The sequence below is a fragment of the Elizabethkingia sp. YR214 genome, from assembly GCF_003058195.1.
In the GTDB taxonomy this organism is placed as follows: domain Bacteria; phylum Bacteroidota; class Bacteroidia; order Flavobacteriales; family Weeksellaceae; genus Elizabethkingia.
In genome coordinates this window covers 19,479-36,805 of sequence record NZ_QBUH01000013.1, presented here as the reverse complement: position 1 = coordinate 36,805, position 17,327 = coordinate 19,479, and the positions used below count along the sequence as shown (strand labels likewise).

General features: G+C 35.1%; 12 protein-coding genes. All 12 read left to right on the top strand.

Annotated elements, in window-relative coordinates:
* Nucleotides 1-44: 44 nt before the first annotated feature.
* The 12 genes from C8J95_RS18010 (at nucleotide 45) to C8J95_RS17955 (ending at nucleotide 17,316) form a co-directional block, all read left to right on the top strand.
* Nucleotides 45-2,477: an ABC transporter permease gene (locus C8J95_RS18010; RefSeq protein WP_107810083.1), complete on the top strand. Its 2,433-nt coding sequence runs from the start codon at nucleotides 45-47 to the stop codon at nucleotides 2,475-2,477.
* Between the two features lie 77 nt (nucleotides 2,478-2,554).
* Nucleotides 2,555-4,996 carry an ABC transporter permease gene (locus C8J95_RS18005; protein WP_107810082.1) on the top strand — a complete coding sequence of 814 codons (2,442 nt, stop codon included), beginning with the start codon at nucleotides 2,555-2,557 and terminating at the stop codon, nucleotides 4,994-4,996.
* 113 nt (nucleotides 4,997-5,109) lie between these two features.
* Nucleotides 5,110-7,542, top strand: coding sequence for an ABC transporter permease (locus tag C8J95_RS18000; RefSeq protein WP_107810081.1), 2,433 nt, complete (start codon nucleotides 5,110-5,112; stop codon nucleotides 7,540-7,542).
* 87 nt (nucleotides 7,543-7,629) lie between these two features.
* Nucleotides 7,630-8,928: a TolC family protein gene (locus tag C8J95_RS17995; RefSeq protein WP_107810080.1), complete on the top strand. Its 1,299-nt coding sequence runs from the start codon at nucleotides 7,630-7,632 to the stop codon at nucleotides 8,926-8,928.
* A 50-nt stretch (nucleotides 8,929-8,978) separates the two neighbouring features.
* On the top strand, nucleotides 8,979-10,280 hold the full coding sequence (locus C8J95_RS17990) for an Ig-like domain-containing protein (protein ID WP_107810079.1): 1,302 nt from the start codon (nucleotides 8,979-8,981) through the stop codon (nucleotides 10,278-10,280).
* A gap of 313 nt (nucleotides 10,281-10,593) precedes the next feature.
* Complete coding sequence (fabV, locus tag C8J95_RS17985; protein ID WP_107810078.1) at nucleotides 10,594-11,796, top strand: enoyl-ACP reductase FabV; 1,203 nt, start codon at nucleotides 10,594-10,596, stop codon at nucleotides 11,794-11,796.
* A 178-nt stretch (nucleotides 11,797-11,974) separates the two neighbouring features.
* On the top strand, nucleotides 11,975-12,853 hold the full coding sequence (locus tag C8J95_RS17980) for a hemin ABC transporter substrate-binding protein (protein ID WP_107810077.1): 879 nt from the start codon (nucleotides 11,975-11,977) through the stop codon (nucleotides 12,851-12,853).
* Nucleotides 12,837-13,877 (top strand): iron ABC transporter permease, encoded by a 1,041-nt coding sequence (locus C8J95_RS17975; protein WP_059324636.1) that lies wholly within the window; start codon nucleotides 12,837-12,839, stop codon nucleotides 13,875-13,877. Before C8J95_RS17980 ends, C8J95_RS17975 begins: the two co-directional genes overlap by 17 nt.
* Nucleotides 13,877-14,653, top strand: a complete 777-nt coding sequence (locus C8J95_RS17970; RefSeq protein WP_107810076.1) for a heme ABC transporter ATP-binding protein — start codon at nucleotides 13,877-13,879, stop codon at nucleotides 14,651-14,653. The genes C8J95_RS17975 and C8J95_RS17970 overlap by 1 nt, the downstream gene beginning before the upstream one ends.
* A 2-nt stretch (nucleotides 14,654-14,655) precedes the next feature.
* Entirely contained in the window at nucleotides 14,656-15,306 is a 651-nt protein-coding gene (locus C8J95_RS17965) for a class I SAM-dependent methyltransferase (protein ID WP_107810075.1), read from the top strand.
* A 4-nt stretch (nucleotides 15,307-15,310) separates the two neighbouring features.
* Complete coding sequence (locus C8J95_RS17960; RefSeq protein WP_107810074.1) at nucleotides 15,311-16,339, top strand: hemin-degrading factor; 1,029 nt, start codon at nucleotides 15,311-15,313, stop codon at nucleotides 16,337-16,339.
* A gap of 104 nt (nucleotides 16,340-16,443) precedes the next feature.
* Nucleotides 16,444-17,316, top strand: a complete 873-nt coding sequence (locus tag C8J95_RS17955) for a ChaN family lipoprotein (RefSeq protein ID WP_107810073.1) — start codon at nucleotides 16,444-16,446, stop codon at nucleotides 17,314-17,316.
* Nucleotides 17,317-17,327: the final 11 nt, after the last annotated feature.

Sequence of the window (17,327 nt, the reverse complement as noted above, 5' to 3'; positions counted from 1 at the left end):
ATTTAGAATTAAGAAAATTAACTATTCACAAAATTAGAAAAGCGATGTTACGCAACTGGATTAAAATAGCATTTACAAATTATAAAAAAAACTGGCTGACAACCCTTATTAATCTTATAGGGTTATCTGTCGGGCTGACAATATTTTTGTTAGTATTTCTCAACTGGCAGGATGAAAAATCTTATGAGAAATGGGTGCCGAATAGTGAAAATGTATATTTAATAGAATTGCAAAACGGAAAGGATAGCTATGTTTCCCAGGTCAACTATCCGCTTTTATATACTTCTCCTAAGGCATTTCCGGAAATAGAAACATCCACAATAGTCAATATATGGATGGACGTGAAAAATAAACTGACCACAGATGGGCATTCCGTTTATACTACTCCCATTTTTGCAACCGAAAACTTCTTTAAAGTATTACAATTTCCCAAAGTAGCGGGGAGCTATGAAAATATCCTTGTAGATAATACATCTATTGCCCTTTCCGAAGACACCGCCAGGCAGCTTTTTGGGAAGGATTACCTTCATAGTATTGGGAAAACAGTTGTGCTGGATAATGAAGGCAGCAAATATGTTGTACATGCAATTTATAAGAATCCCGAAGAATCGGAAAACACAATATTTCGGGGTGGATTTGTAATCCGTGATTCTTCTGTTAATGATAGTAAGGAGACCTGGACCAACTATAGCTATTATGGTTTCTTTAAAGTAAAACCTAATACAGATGTAGCTAAACTGGAAGAAAAGCTTTCCAAATGGGACGATGATCACGAAAGAATTGAGAATCGAAAAAATGGATGGGCAGATAGCGGAGATCATATCAAAGCTCATTTGACTAATATTAGAAATATGAAGCTCGATGCTAAAGGATGGGGACTAATGAAGGGTGATAAAAAGTCTATTATTATTCTGGTGTCATTATCAGGTCTTATTTTAGTTCTTTCCGGAATTAATTTTATTAACCTTAATACAGCACAGGCTTCACAACGAGCTAAAGAAGTAGGCGTACGGAAGGCTTTGGGAAGTTCTAAAAGAAAATTAATAGTTCAGTTTTTATTTGAAACTCTCATCATTTATGTTACAGCATTTGTGATCTCTATGGTGATACTGGAACTGCTGTTACCAACGTACGGAAAGTATTTGGGAAAAGAGATTAAAATACAGGGATGTGAAGTCTATTTATATGCAACTTTTATTGTGTTTGCTTTTGCAATTATTTCTGGTATTATCCCGGCACTTTATCTTTCCGGATTTAAACCTATTCAAACGCTGAAAGGAAACTTTGCAGGCAGCAGACATGGTATCTGGTTACGAAATCTTATTTTGTCATTACAACTTATCATTTCATCATTTTTTATTATCTCATCATTGATTATTTATAAACAGGTGAACTATATGATGGATAAAGATTTAGGTTTTAACGGAGATCAGGTATTTGAGATCAGCTTTAAAAAGACCAGTTTTAAGAATGGTAATTATAATCAGAGAAAATACGAATTATACAGAGACCGAATAAAGCATTTTCCCGGCGTATTGGATATTACCGGCTCATCACAGAGTATAGGGAATGGTATAAGAAATTTTGCAGGAGCAAAAGATAAAAGAGATTCTACAAAAACGACATCCGCCGGAATCGGAGCTATAGATTTTAATTATTTCAATTTTTACAAACTAAAATTAGTTGCGGGCAGGGATATTAATCCCAAATTGACTACAGATACAGCAAGAGGGCTGGTTGTTAATGAAGCTTTTGTGAAAAGTATGGGCTGGAAACCATCAGAAGCTATTGGTAAAGAAATGTCAAGCGGATTATCTGAAAGAAGTAATAATTTGTTGATTATAGGAGTGGTGAAGGATTTTCATTATGGCGGAGTTAAAAATGAAATTTCTCCGGTTATGTTTTTTAATTATCAAAGGTACTGGACTAAGAACCAAATGAATAATTTGCAGATCAAACTTTCCGGTGACAATATTTCTCAAAATATAGAACGCATCAAAAAATATTGGGAAACAGAAGTAGAGCCCGGCTATCCTTTTGAAGGCAATTTTGTCAATAAAAATTTTGCCAAGACTTTTGACAAATACAAAAAGCAACGCCTATTATTTTCAATTCTTAATTCAGTTGTTTTAGTTGTTGCACTTTTAGGATTATTTGCATTGTCCAGTCTGATTATCGAACAAAAATTAAAAGATGTAGCTATTAAAAAGACATTAGGAGCATCAGACGGAGTACTTATAAAAGATCTGACGAAGAAATTTCTGTGGATTGCAGCAATAGCAGTGTTAATAAGCATACCGATAAGCTATTATTTCATGAACGAATGGCTGAAAGATTTTGCCTACCGCATTGAAATGCTATGGTGGCCCTATATTCTGAGTTTAGTTATCCTTTTGCTGCTAACTTTTCTTGTAGTAAGTATTAAAGCTTACAGAGCAACAAAAGTAGAACTGGTAAAATATCTGAAATATGAATGATACTAAGTATGAAGTTAGAATTTAGAGGTTAGAATTTAGAATTACGAAAATTGACTATTCACAAAATTGGAAAAGCGATGTTACGCAACTGGATTAAAATAGCATTTACAAATTATAAAAAGAACTGGCAGTCTACTATAATCAATCTTTTTGGATTGACTATAGGGTTTACAGGCTTTATGCTTATTTTGATGCACTGGCATGATGAATCTTCTTATGAAACATGGAATCCTGAAAGAAAAAATATTTATTATTTACAAGCTTATAATAAAAACGGAGACTGGTGGAATAATAATATATCACAGCCTATTCCTTATTATGCAGAGAAGTTTATTCCTGAAGTTGAAGATTATGTATTAGTGTCCGGTGACGAGGGCGGAAGAATTGAAGCTCCGGACGGAAAATCAACATTCAGTACAAACGGAATCACGTCTACTGAACACTTTTTCAACTTTTTCCCTTTTAAGTTACACTCCGGAAGTTATAAAAATGCATTAACTGATCTGCATAAAATAGCATTATCTTCAGATTTGAGTACTAAACTCTTCGGAAAACTAAATGCTTTGGGAAAAAAGGTTGCTATCGAAGATTCAATTTATCTTGTAACGACCGTTTACGAGAATCCAAAAACAAATACAGTTGTAAAGCCTGATTATGTAATATTGTCGGAAGACGCCGTAAAAGCAAAAAAAAGATTAGAAGAAGAAAATGATGCGGAATGGGGTAATAATAACTATCAGGCACTGATAAAACTAAAAAAAGGTGCTGATCCTGTACAGGTTGGAAAACAAATTTATCAAAAGGAGATAATAGAGATTCGTTATAACTCCCAAAGTTATGGCGGGCTGACTACAAAGCAGGCTATTGAAACTTATGGACCTAATGGATTTGAGCTAACGCCTTTGGATAAAACTAAGCTGCATGCTAAAGGAAATTTCTTCTATAAAAAGAGTGACTACAAAACAATCCTGATTTTATTCTGGCTTTCAGTTTTAATCATTATCCTTTCCGTATTTAACTTTGTTAATATTACCACGGCACAAGCCACTCAAAGAGCAAAAGAGGTAGGGGTAAGAAAGGCTTTGGGGAGTAACAAAAAACAGCTGATTATTCAGTTTCTGATAGAAACTTTTCTATTATGTGGATTAGCTTATTGCCTGTCTTTGGTATTGGTAGAAATTATTTTGCCATTCTTTAATAAATTTCTTGATAAAGAAATGTCAATGAACGTATGGGATACGTATTTGTATTCCGGGCTTATGATTATTGTAATTTCTTTTGTTTCCGGAATAATACCAGCGGTTTATCTATCCGGTTTTCAACCTATTTATACTCTGAAAAGTAATTTCAGCCGGAGCAGACATGGAGTCTTGTTACGTAACGGAATTCTGGGGTTACAATTTGTTATTTCATCATTTTTTATGATCAGCGGGTTTATTATTTATAAACAAGTAGCCTATATGATGGAAAAAGAACTTGGATTCAACGGAAAGCAGGTTCTGCGAATAAGCATGAATCAGGCTTCTAAAATGCCATGGCTAAAGTATGAAAAACTTAGAGAAGAGTTGAAAAACATACAGGGAGTACTGGATATTTCCTATGGAGAAGCGCTGCCGACAACTTCAGGAACTTCTTCCAGTATAGATTATTATGAAAAAAGTATCCTGGCTCACCATGGTGCTATGGATTACAATTTTCTTTCTTTTTCTGAAGTTCCTATTATAGAGGGGCGTAATATAACACCAAAATATGCATCGGATACGATAAATACATTGGTTGTGAATGAGGCTTTTGCAAGAAGAATGAACTGGACTTCTAAAGAAGCAATTGGCAAAGAAGTCCGTCCCGGATTTGAAGATATAAACAGAACTTATAAAATTGTTGGTGTTGCCAAGGATTATAATGTGTGGGGAGTAGCAAACGAGGTTCCGCCAATCACTTTCTTTCATTATAAAGAATCCGGGTGGAAAAGATATTATATACGCAGTATTCTGGTTAAAATTTCTGAAGATAACATCCCGGAAACACTAAGTCGTCTGAGGGAATATTGGATTAGCAAGGGAGAACCCGGATATCCGTTTAACTATTATTTCGTAGATAAGCAATTTGCTGCAAGCTTTACAAAATATAAAAAGCAAAAAACTTTATTCTCCATATTAAACGGAACAGTACTGATCGTTGCACTTCTTGGATTGTTTGCATTGTCCAGTCTGATCATCGAACAAAAGCTAAAAGATGTAGCTATTAAAAAGACATTAGGGGCATCAGACGGCGTACTCATAAAAGATCTCACGAAAAGATTTATGTGGATAACACTAGTAGCGGTAGTAATAAGCTTACCAATAAGTTATTATTTTATGAACGAATGGCTGAAGGATTTTGCCTATCGTATTGAAATGCCATGGTGGCCTTATGTTCTTAGTTTAGTTATCCTCTTGCTACTAACTTTTCTTGTAGTAAGTATTAAAGCTTACAGAGCAACAAAAGTAGAACTGGTAAAATACCTGAAATACGAATGATACTAAGTATGAAGTTAGAATTTGGAGGTTAGAAATTAGAATTACGAAAATAAGCTTACTCACCAATTGACCAAATTAACTCATATTAAAAATTAACTATTAATTGAAAAGCGATGTTACACAACTGGATTAAAATAGCGTTTAGCAATTATTATAAAAATTGGCTGACAACAATTATTAACTTGTTAGGATTATCTATCGGGTTAACAATTTTTCTGCTGGTATTTCTGAATTGGCAGGATGAAAAATCCTATGAAAAATGGGTGCCGAATAAAGAAAATATTTATTTTGTAGAATTACAGACCAGTAAAAATAATTATGTCTCTAATATCAATTATCCATTATTATATACTGCTCCGAAAATGTTTCCGGAGATAGAGAATTATTCCGTAGTTGCCAATATAGGAGACGAAGATAAAACTAAACTGATAGCTGAGGGACGTTCTGTTTATACTATACCAATTGCTGCAAGTGAAGATTTTTTTAAAGTAATACAGCTTCCTAAAGTAGCAGGTAGTTACAATAATATTTTAGTAGATAGACATTCCACAGCGCTTTCCGAAGAAACAGCCAAGGCTTTATTTGGTAAAGATTACCTGAACAGTATCGGAACAGTTGTAGTGGCAGATAATGATGGAAGTAAATATGTGGTGCAAGCCATTTACAAGAACCCTGCTGATGCGGAAAATACAATATTCAGAAGTGGTTTTATAGTTAGACAATCCAATATTGATAATAACGACAATTGGACAAATTATAGTTTTCATGGATTTTTCAGGGTGAAGCCCAATACAGATATTGCTAAACTCGAAGAAAAATTATCCAAATGGGATGACGATAACGAAAGAGCAGACAGAAGTAAATATGGATGGGCAGATGATAGAGATCCTATTAAAGTTCATTTGACTAATGTTCGTGATATGAAACTTGAAGCCAAGGGCTCGGGGATTATAAAAGGTGATCAGAAATCTATTATAATTCTGATGACATTAGCAGGGCTTATTTTAGTTCTTTCCGGTATCAATTTTATCAATCTCAATACAGCACAGGCCTCACAAAGAGCTAAAGAGGTAGGCGTACGAAAAGCATTAGGAAGTTCTAAAGGAAAATTAGTAATGCAATTTTTATTGGAGGCCTTTATTGTCTATATCATAGCATTTATTATTTCTCTGGTTTTATTGGAGCTATTATTGCCTGTATATGGCAAATTTCTGAAGAAAGAAATCAGGGTTGAAGGGGTTCATGTATATCTGTATACATTATGTATTGTTGTATTTTTTGCATTTTTCTCCGGAATTATTCCGGCATTATATCTTTCTAATTTTAAGCCTATTCAAACACTTAAGGGAAATTTTGCCCGAAGCAGACATGGAATTTGGCTGCGTAATGCGATCTTATCATTGCAGCTGATTATTTCCTCGTTTTTTATTATTTCCTCATTGATTATTTATACGCAGGTAAATTATATGATGGATAAGGATTTAGGTTTCAGTGGAGATCAGGTTTTTCAGATAAATTTTAAAAAAACTAACTTTATAGATGATGATTACAATCAGAGAAAATATGAACGCTACAGAGATAAAATAAAACATTTCCCCGGAGTAATAGATATTACAGGATCATCACATACAATGGGCGGTGGTATTACAAGTTCATCGGGTGCTAAATATAAAAAAGATTCTACAAAATCAACATCTGCAGGAATCGGAGCTATTGACTTTAATTATTTTAAATTTTATAAAATAAAATTTATTGCAGGTCGCGAGATAAATCCTAAGATGGCGACAGATACTGCACGTGGACTAATAGTAAATGAGTCTTTTGTGAAGAAAATGAACTGGAGCCCTGCGGAGGCAATAGGCAAAGAAATCTCCAGCGGAATGGATGATAAAAGTAACAATATGCTTATTATAGGTGTTGTAAAGAATTTTCATTACGGAAGTGTACAATATGATGTTTTTCCGATGATGTTCTTTAACTATCAGAGATATTGGTCCAGAAATCAGATGAACAATTTACAAATCAAACTTTCTGGTGATAATATAGCAGAAAACATAGCCCATATTAAAAAATACTGGGAAACAGAAGTAGAGCCAGGTTATCCTTTTGAAGGTGATTTTGTCAATAAAAACTTTGCCAGAACTTTTGACAAATACAAAAAGCAGCGTTTATTATTTTCCATTCTCAATTCTGTAGTATTAGCTGTAGCTCTTTTAGGATTATTTGCATTATCCAGCCTGATGATTGAACAAAAACTGAAAGATGTGGCCATTAAAAAAACAATGGGCGCTTCAAACGGAATTCTGATAAAAGATCTGACTCAGAAGTTTCTATGGATAACCACAATAGCAGTGCTCATCAGTATACCGATCAGTTATTATTTTATGAATGAATGGCTGAAAGATTTTGTTTACCGTATTGAGATGCCGTGGTGGCCTTATATTATAAGTTTAATACTCCTTTTACTGCTGACTTTCCTTGTGGTAAGTATTAAGGCCTACAGAGCAACAAAAGTAGAACTGATAAAATACCTGAAATATGAATGATACTAAGTCTGAAGCTAAATAGAAGTTAGAAATTAGAAAATTCACTATTCACCCATTGACCTATTGATTATTAATAAACCAACCATCATGTTTAAAAAACTTATTTTTCTTAGTATATCAGCCTTTATGTTTTCTCAGCAGACTGAAGAATGGGATCTGCAAAAAACAGTAGATTATGCTATAAGCAAACATCCTACAGTGCAGCAAAGTATTCTGAAGGTAGACCAGCGAAAACAGGAAATCATCGCATCCAAAGGAATGTTGCTGCCTTCCGTTTCAGCTAATACCAGCCAGAACTATAGCTTTGGTTCGACTATTAATCCGGGAACCAACCAAAGAGAAGCACTGAATGTAGGAACTACACAATTCTCAGCAACAGCTAATTGGGAATTATTCAACTGGAGAAATTTTATGAATATTTCGCTGAGCAAAATGAATAAAGAAAGCTCGGATTACCGCTTGAAAGCTATACAAAATGATATTGCATTGAATGTTATCCAGTTGTTCTTCCAGTATCAGAATGACAAAGCTTGGTTTGGAGTACTGAAAACTCAGCTGGATGGAGTAGAAGAACAAATTAAAAGGACAGAAAAAGAAGTGGAAATAGGGAACAGACCTAAAAGTGATGTATATGATATAAAAGCCAATATGGGAACTTTGCAGGAGCAATGGGTATCCGCCAAAAATCAGAAAGAAATTTCCAAAAATAATCTACTCAATGCATTAGCCATTACTACGGATAATATAGATTTTGTTCAGAACACATCGGATACATCTTCTGTTCTGGCCTTTTCAGACGAAAACTTTGTAAAAGAAATGCTGGAAAAGAATCCTGCATATCTGGCTGCTGCAAAAGAAATTCAGGTTTCTGCAGAGAAAATCAGAGTTGAGAGAAGTGGCTACCTGCCAACGCTTAACGGGCAATACTCGTGGTCCACTTTTTATAATAAAGTATTAGGTGGAAATCAGACTGTTACGCCGTTTTCAGATCAATTTAATCAGAACAAAAATCAGCAGGTATATTTTAATCTAAGCATTCCGGTTTTCAACAAGCTTCAGGTAAAATCTAATGTAGAAATTGCAAAACTTAATAAAATCAATGCCGATCTGGAAAAAGAAAAAACAGTCAGTAATCTGGTTGCTGCACTAAAGTCTATTAAGATTCAGTACCAGAACTCGGAAGAGAAATACAGACTTTTGCAGCAAAATTTTGAAAACCAAAAGCTTTCTTTTGACAAATCGGAAGAAAAATACAAAGAAGGACTAATGGATGCTTATACCTTCTTTGTGGTTCGTAATAACTGGCTTCAGGCTAATTACAACCTGATTAAAAGCCGTTATGATGTAATGTTGCAGGAAGAACTATGGAAAATATATAACAGATAAAAAGTAAAATAATATCAATAAACATCAATTAAAAGCTGTCAAAATAACATATGAAAATAAAATTATTCCTCATCACAGCTTGCACACCTGTATTGCTATTTAGCCAAAAAGTATTCACATCAGATGTTACCAATTTTTGGAATGCTTATGATAAAATCGTTGCAGAAAAAGACTCACTACAAAAAATGAATCTTATCCAAACGTTATACATAGAAAAAGGAACTCCAGGTCTACACAATATCATGAAAGCCAGAAGATATACTGCTGAAGAATATGTTTATACTATTGGAAAATATCCAAAATTCTGGACATCCATAAGACCTCGTACTTTGAAAGCTAAAATTCAGGCTAAAAATGTAGAAAAAAGTATTGCTGCCCTGAAGAAAATTTATCCTGAGGCAAAACCGGCAAATGTATATTTTACAATAGGTCTGCTGAGAACAAATGGTACAACAATGGGCGGAAATGTTTTGATAGGAACTGAGAGTGCACTAGCAGATAAAGATGTAGATATTTCTGAAATGTCTACAAGTCACCCGCAGCTAAAAGCATATTTCGCAGGTAATCCGATTAATTTTTTTGCTTCTTTAACAGCACATGAATATGTACATACACAACAAAAATCGACTATCGGAAACAATTTGTTGAGTCAGGTTGTGATGGAAGGCGTTGCAGAATTTGTGTCAAATTTATCTTTGAATAAAAAATCTTCTGTTGCGGCAATGGCTTATGGATATGCACATGAGGCTGAAATTAAGAATCTTTTTGTAAAAGAAATGTTTACTCCTCTTGTTAATACGGCTTCCAACTGGATATGGAATTCATCCAATAACCGTTTTGGTATTGCAGATTTAGGTTATTTTGTTGGAAATGAGATTGCTAAAAAATACTATGAAAGCGAATCGGATAAAAAAACTGCAATCAAATATATGATTGAATTGGATTACAATAATGAAGCAATTTTACAAAATTTTGTAGATAAATCTGCATATTTCGATAAGCCAGTGGCTCAGTACATCAGTGGATATGAAGCCAACAGGCCCACAGTGATCGGGATTAAAGAATTTGAGAATGGAAGCAAAAATGTAAATCCAAATACCAAAATCATTACTCTGACATTTTCAGAGCCTATGATGTTTTTTACCAATTTCAATTTTGGACCATTAGGAGAAGAAAATGCAATGAAAATAGAGAGACTATTGGGTTATTCTGAAGATAAAAAAACATTAAGAGTACAAATTGTAAACTTAAAACCCAATCAGCGCTATCAAATGCTTATTGATGAAGGATTCCGCTCCATGAATGATCTTCCACTGAAGGCATATCTTATAGATTTTACTACAGGAAAATAATTTTAGAATATTCGCGTTAATACTCTTCGATAGTTCGTCAAGCTCACTACAAACTTTACTCAGAGTAGCATTACTAATCTTAAATGTCTTCATTTTAAAGGTGTCATGCTGAGCCTGTCGATATCTTAATATTCTTTGAAGCTTAGAGAAAATAACAGATTAAATTTTCGAAAAAAGACTTTTCCAATCCCTTCTGATTCACCTTTTTCTAAGAAAATAGCTAAAAACAAACCACGATTTAACAGATTATTTGTGCATTTTGTCATGTCTCACTACATTTGTATTCAGTAAATAGAATTGAAAATTAAGAACTATGATCATACAACCACGTGTTAGAGGGTTTATCTGCCTTACAGCACACCCTGAAGGAGCTTTACAGAATGTTAAAAGTCAGATTGATTATGTGAAATCTAAAGGTGAGATTAAAAACGGTCCTAAAAAAGTATTGGTAATTGGTGCTTCCACAGGTTTCGGTTTATCTTCCAGAATTTCTGCAGCTTTTGGTTCTGGTGCAGCTACTGTAGGTGTTTTCTTCGAAAAAGCACCATCAGAAGGTAAGCTGGCTACAGCCGGATGGTATAACTCTGCAGCTTTCGAGAAAGAAGCCGCAGCAGCAGGATTATATGCTAAAAGTATTAATGGTGATGCTTTCTCCGATGAGATAAAGCAACAGACAATTGAGCTTATTAAAAAAGATTTAGGTCAGGTTGATCTTGTAATATACAGTTTGGCATCTCCAAGACGTACGCATCCTAAAACTGGGGTAGCTTATGCTTCAGTATTAAAGCCAATCGGAGAAGCTTTTACTAACAAAACAGTAGATTTCCATACAGGTGTTGTTTCAGATATCAGCATCCAACCGGTAGATAAAGATGAAGATATTCAGAATACTATCGCTGTAATGGGTGGTGAAGACTGGAAATTCTGGATCGAAGATCTTAAGAACGCTGGTGTTCTGGCTGATGGAGTTAAGACTGTTGCATATTCTTATATTGGCCCTGAGTTAACTTTCCCTATCTACAGAAACGGAACTATCGGGCAGGCTAAAAATGATCTGGAAGGTTCTGTAACAGCAATTAACGATATGCTGAAAGACCTTAACGGTATTTCTTATGTATCTGTTAACAAAGCTTTGGTTACACAATCTAGTTCAGCAATTCCTGTGGTACCGCTTTATATTTCTTTACTTTACAAAGTAATGAAAGAAAAAGGTATTCACGAAGGTACAATAGAACAGATGCAAAGACTTTTTGCAGACAGATTATATACTGATAACGGAGAAGTTTTGTTAGACGATAAAGGCAGAATCCGTATCGACGACTGGGAAATGCGTGAAGACGTACAAAAAGAAGTTGCAGCTCTTTGGGAAACTATTTCTACAGAAAACTTAGGAGAAATTAGTGATATCGAAGGTTATCGTAAAGAATTTTTCCAGTTATTTGGATTTGATGTTCCGGGTATTGATTATGAAAAAGATACTAACGAAGTGGTAAACATCCCAAGTATAGAAGGGTAATACATTAAAATACTATAAAAAGCGGTTCCATTGGGACCGCTTTTTTTGTTGGCTGAAATTTATCATTAAATATTATTTTTATTAATTCTAAATAAAAGTGTAATATTGTAAAATCATATAAATGAACAAAGAGTTCAGTATGAAGATTAAAATTTGACAGGAACAAAATTAAATCTGTATGAAAAAAGCAATATTAATGGCATCCGTAGTGCTTGCCCTGTATTCTTGTAAGAAAGAAACCGATAAGCTTAGCAGTGGAGCAACTGAACAGACCTCGGAAAACCCGAAATCTGAAAATAAGATAGTAAGCTTAAGTGGCGGAATTACTGAGGTCGTAAGTGCACTAGGACATGAAAGTGAAATTGTAGGAGCTGATGTTACCAGTACATATCCTGAAACACTAAAAGCAACCGCTAAAGATTTGGGGCACGTAAGAAGTATGACGATTGAGCCTATCATGGCACTTAATCCAACTTTAATTCTGGCCTCAGATAAAGACTTGAATCCTGAATTATTAAGTAAAATAAAATCTTCAGGTATTAAAGCAGATATTTTTCAGCAGGAATTTTCTGTAGACGGAACCAAAAAATTAATAGAACAGGTTGCCAAAGCTGTAGGTAATACAGATTATCAGAAGCTAAATGATAAGATCGATGCAGATATGAAGCAGGTACAATCTTTAGCAAAAAAGCCTAAGGTATTATTTATCTATGCAAGAGGAAATAACCTGATGGTAGCCGGGAAAAATACTCCAATGGAAAAGCTTATCACATTGGCTGGTGGTGAAAATGCGATTAATGAATTTGACGATTTTAAACCCCTTACTCCTGAAGCTGTTGTAAAAGCCAATCCGGATATTTTATTCTTATTCAAAAGCGGATTAGCAGGAGCAGGAGGAAATGAAGCCGTATTAAAAATGCCGGGAGTTGCACAAACCAATGCCGGGAAGGACAAGAAGATTATTTCTATGGACGGCGGTTTAGCATCGAGCTTTGGCCCAAGACTAGGGGAAGCAGTAGTAGAACTAAACAAACTGCTAATTGAAAACACAAAATAAATTATATTTTTATCTTATTTCGGGTGGGCTTTTACTCGTTGCACTTGTAGTAATTGCCCTCTATGTTGGGGTATATGATTTTGGAGGACATTCTCCGTTTGCAGTATTATATAAAGTAATCACACAGGACAAAAGCCTTTCACTCAGTGATAAATATATTATTTGGGATGTAAGATTTTCCCGGATAATAATGGCAATATTAATAGGAAGTATGTTGGCAGTATCGGGAACAGCATTACAGGGACTATTCAAAAATCCCCTGGCAACAGGAGATCTGATAGGACTTACATCCGGAGCTACGCTTATGGCAGCAATAGCTATAATCCTGGGCAGTAGCTTCAGGGCTTACCTGCCGGAAGCAGTACAATTCTCACTGGTTGGTTTATCGGCATTTGTCGGTGCTTTATTTTCTATGCTTTTGGTATACAAAATATCTACAAGCGGCGGGAAAACCAATATTGTGATGATGCTTCTTACAGGTGTGGCTATTACAGCAATAGGTTTCTCTATTACCGGTTTCCTTATTTATATATCGAAGGATGACCAGCTTAGAGACCTTACTTTCTGGAATTTGGGAAGTCTGGCAGCAGCTACCTGGACCAAGAATCTTGTTTTGTTAGCTGTTTTGCTTATTTCTTATTTTATATTAATGCCAAAAGGAAAAGCACTGAATGCGATGATGTTAGGAGAAAAAGATGCACAACATTTAGGAATAAATGTAGAGAAATTAAAAAAACAGATTGTAGTAATTACAGCACTTATGGTTGGTACCTGTGTTGCTTTCTCCGGAGCTATCGGATTTGTAGGACTAATTGTTCCTTACATACTCAGATTACTTTTTAGATCCAATTACTATTTTATATTGCCTTTGTCGGCAATATTCGGAGCTGTCCTGTTATTGGTAGCGGATACTTTCAGCAGAAGTATAGTAGCACCTTCGGAACTGCCAATTGGAATATTAACCGCATTAATGGGTGGCCCCATTTTTATTGCAATTTTAATGAAACATAAAAAGTCTTTATAATGATAAAAGCACATCGTATAAATTACCTGCACAAGAAATTTCATATTCTGGACGGCGTAGATGTGTCTGTAGAGTATGGAGAGTTTTTAGCAATTGTGGGACCTAATGGAGCAGGGAAGTCGAGCTTATTGAGTGTTTTGGCAAACGAGATTAAGCAAGATAAAAAACAACAGATTTTATTTAAAAATAAGCAGATTACAGACTGGGGAATACACGAATTATCGAAGCACAAAGCCAAATTTTCACAACATAACAGCACGGACATTCCTCTGAAGGTAAAAGATGTCGTGATGATGGGGCGCTATCCATATTTTGATGGACAACCTAGAAAAGAAGACTGGGACGCTATGAGTAAGATGCTGTTGGAAACCGATATTGTTCATCTTAAAGACAGAGATTATAACACTTTATCCGGAGGTGAAAAACAAAGAGTACACCTTTCACGGGTAATGGCTCAGCTTGAAAATGATGTTGTCCATAAACTTCTGTTTCTGGATGAGCCGCTGAATAATCTGGATATAAAATACCAGTACCGCGCATTGGAGAGTATGAAGAATTTCACGCGAAAGACCAATTCGGTAATAGTAGTCTTACATGATCTGAATCTGGCAGCACAGTTTGCTGATAAAATTCTATTGATGAAAAACGGTAGAGTGGCTGCATATGGAAATCCCGATGAGGTATTTACAAAGGAAAGAATAAGCGATACTTATAACTTCCCGTGTACGATATGTAAAAATCCGGTAAACGAAACACCAATGATAATTTTTGGATAACTATGAATACAGAAGATCTGAAATTACTGGCAAAAAATCTGGCCAATCCGGAGGGCGATAAAGGAATAGAAATCGCTGAGATGATGGATACAACCAATATTTCCATGACAATGGAAAGTATTGCAGCTCTAGAGCTTGACGATTCCGACAGAATATTGGAGGTAGGACATGGCAATGCCGGACATTTGGAACAATTACTAAAATTGGCAGATGATCTTAATTATACGGGATTGGATATTTCCGAAACAATGAGAGATCAGGCACTGCGAAAAAATATAAAATTTGAAAATCAGTCACAATTCTTTGTTTACGACGGACAGAACATACCCTTTGTTGAGCAAAGTTTTGATAAAATTTTCACAGTAAATACCTTGTACTTTTGGAAAGAACCGGAAGCTTTCTTAGACGAGATTTACAGAGTACTGAGAAACAACGGAACTTTTGTTCTCACCTTTGGACAAAAAGATTTTATGGAAGGGCTTGCCTTTACACAATATGGCTTCCAGCTGTATAATAATGAAGATGCAGAAGTACTAATCCGTAAAAGTAGATTTGTACAAATTAAACTAACGCAAAAAGAAGAATGGATACCTGGTAAAACCGGGGAAGGTCCTGTTAAAAGAAACTATACAATATTAACCTTAAAAAAATAATATAATGAATACAATAGCCGGAGATTTAAAAGAAAAGTGGACTAATCTGAAAGCAGAGACTCCACATCTTAGAATCAGAAATGCAGCAGAACAATTAGGGGTTAGCGAAGCCGATTTACTGGTAACCGGTATAGGTGAAGGTGTTACGGTCTTGAATCCTGATTTCTCAGGAATTTTAACCGATACTGAACAGCTTGGAAAAGTAATGGCTTTAACCAGAAACAACGAATGTGTACATGAAAGAAAAGGAACTTATCTGAATGGTGATTTCAGTAGTCCACATGCACAATTATTTGTTGGAGAGGATATTGATCTTAGAATATTCCTGAATTCGTGGAAGCATGCTTTTGCGGTTGTAGAAGGAGATAAGAAGAGTTTACAGTTCTTTGGAAAAGACGGACTGGCACTTCACAAAATATATTTAACGAAAGACAGTAATGCAGATGCTTTCGATACCATTACAGATAAATACAAAGCTGATATTCAGACTCAGGAATTTGTATTTGAGGCATTAGCACCGAAGGCTGCCGAGAAACCAGATGCTGAGATTGATGTAGAAGCTTTTCGTAAAGAGTGGTCGGAGCTGAAAGATACTCATGACTTCTTTGCTATGACAAGAAAGTATGGTGTAACAAGAACACAGGCATTACGTCTGGCTTCGGATGAATTTGTGAAAAAAGTTGATCCTGCTAAAGTTGTAGCTTTACTTGAGACCGCATCTGAAAGAAAACTTCCGATAATGGTTTTTGTAGGAAATCGTGGAATTATCCAAATCCATACTGGAGAAGTAAACAAAGTATTGTGGTACAATAGCTGGATCAATGTAATGGATCCTGATTTCAATCTTCACTTGGATACAGAAAAAATTGCTGAAGCATGGATAGTGAAAAAGCCTACAGAAGATGGGCTGGTTCATGCTGTTGAGGTCTTCAATAAAGACGGAGAGTTCATTGTACAGTTTTTCGGAAAGAGAAAACCAGGAATTCCGGAATTACAGGAATGGAAAGACCTTGTTGCGGAACTGGAAAAATAAAATAACTAAGCTAAATTTAAATGTTGAGGCCGTTACGAATCATTGCATTTCAAAACGGCCTTTTTTATTGTAAATTGGTATTTCAATTATACTTTTATTTAAAGATGAGAAAACTACTTTTTGCCTTTGCTATAGTATGTATTAGTGGAATAAAAGCGCAACAGTTTGACGCTTATAAATTCTATAATAAGAAAGGAAAGGTTGTAAAACCCGAGAAAATTGTCAGACAACTTTCCGGTTATGATGTGGTTTTATTCGGTGAACTGCATAATAATTCTATTGTTCACTGGTTACAACTGAAGTTTACAGAAGGCCTGTATGAACAGAAAAATAAACAATTGGTTCTGGGAGCAGAGATGTTCGAAAGAGACAATCAGCAGCAACTGGACCATTACCTGGCAGGAAAGCTGGATTCTAAAAATATGAAGGATTCTGTCCGTTTATGGAATAATTATACCACAGATTACAAACCTCTTCTGGATTTCGCAAAAACTAAAAACTTAAGATTTGTAGCGGGAAATGTTCCGAGAAAATATGCATCCCAGGTAGCCAAACAAGGTCTGGAATCATTGAATACACTAAATGCTCAGGAAAAAAAATATATTGCAGATTTACCAATCAAAGTAACATTGGATACCCCGGGGTATAAGGAAATGAAGACGATGATGGGAGATCATGCAGATGATCTGAAAGTAATGAATTTTATTTCTGCTCAGGCTTTGAAAGATGCTACAATGGCAGAATCTATTTTCAAAAGTTTAGAACCGGGAAAGACATTCATTCATTACAATGGAAACTACCACAGCAAGGAGTATGGCGGTATTTACTGGTATTTGAAACAAAAAAATTCCAATCTTAAAATTGCCGTTATTTCTGTTTTTGAATCAGAGAATCCAAAATTATCTGTTCCTGAAAAAGATTATATACCAACAGATTTTAACCTTATTGTTCCTGCAGATATGACTAAGACCTATTAGAGCTGATCGCT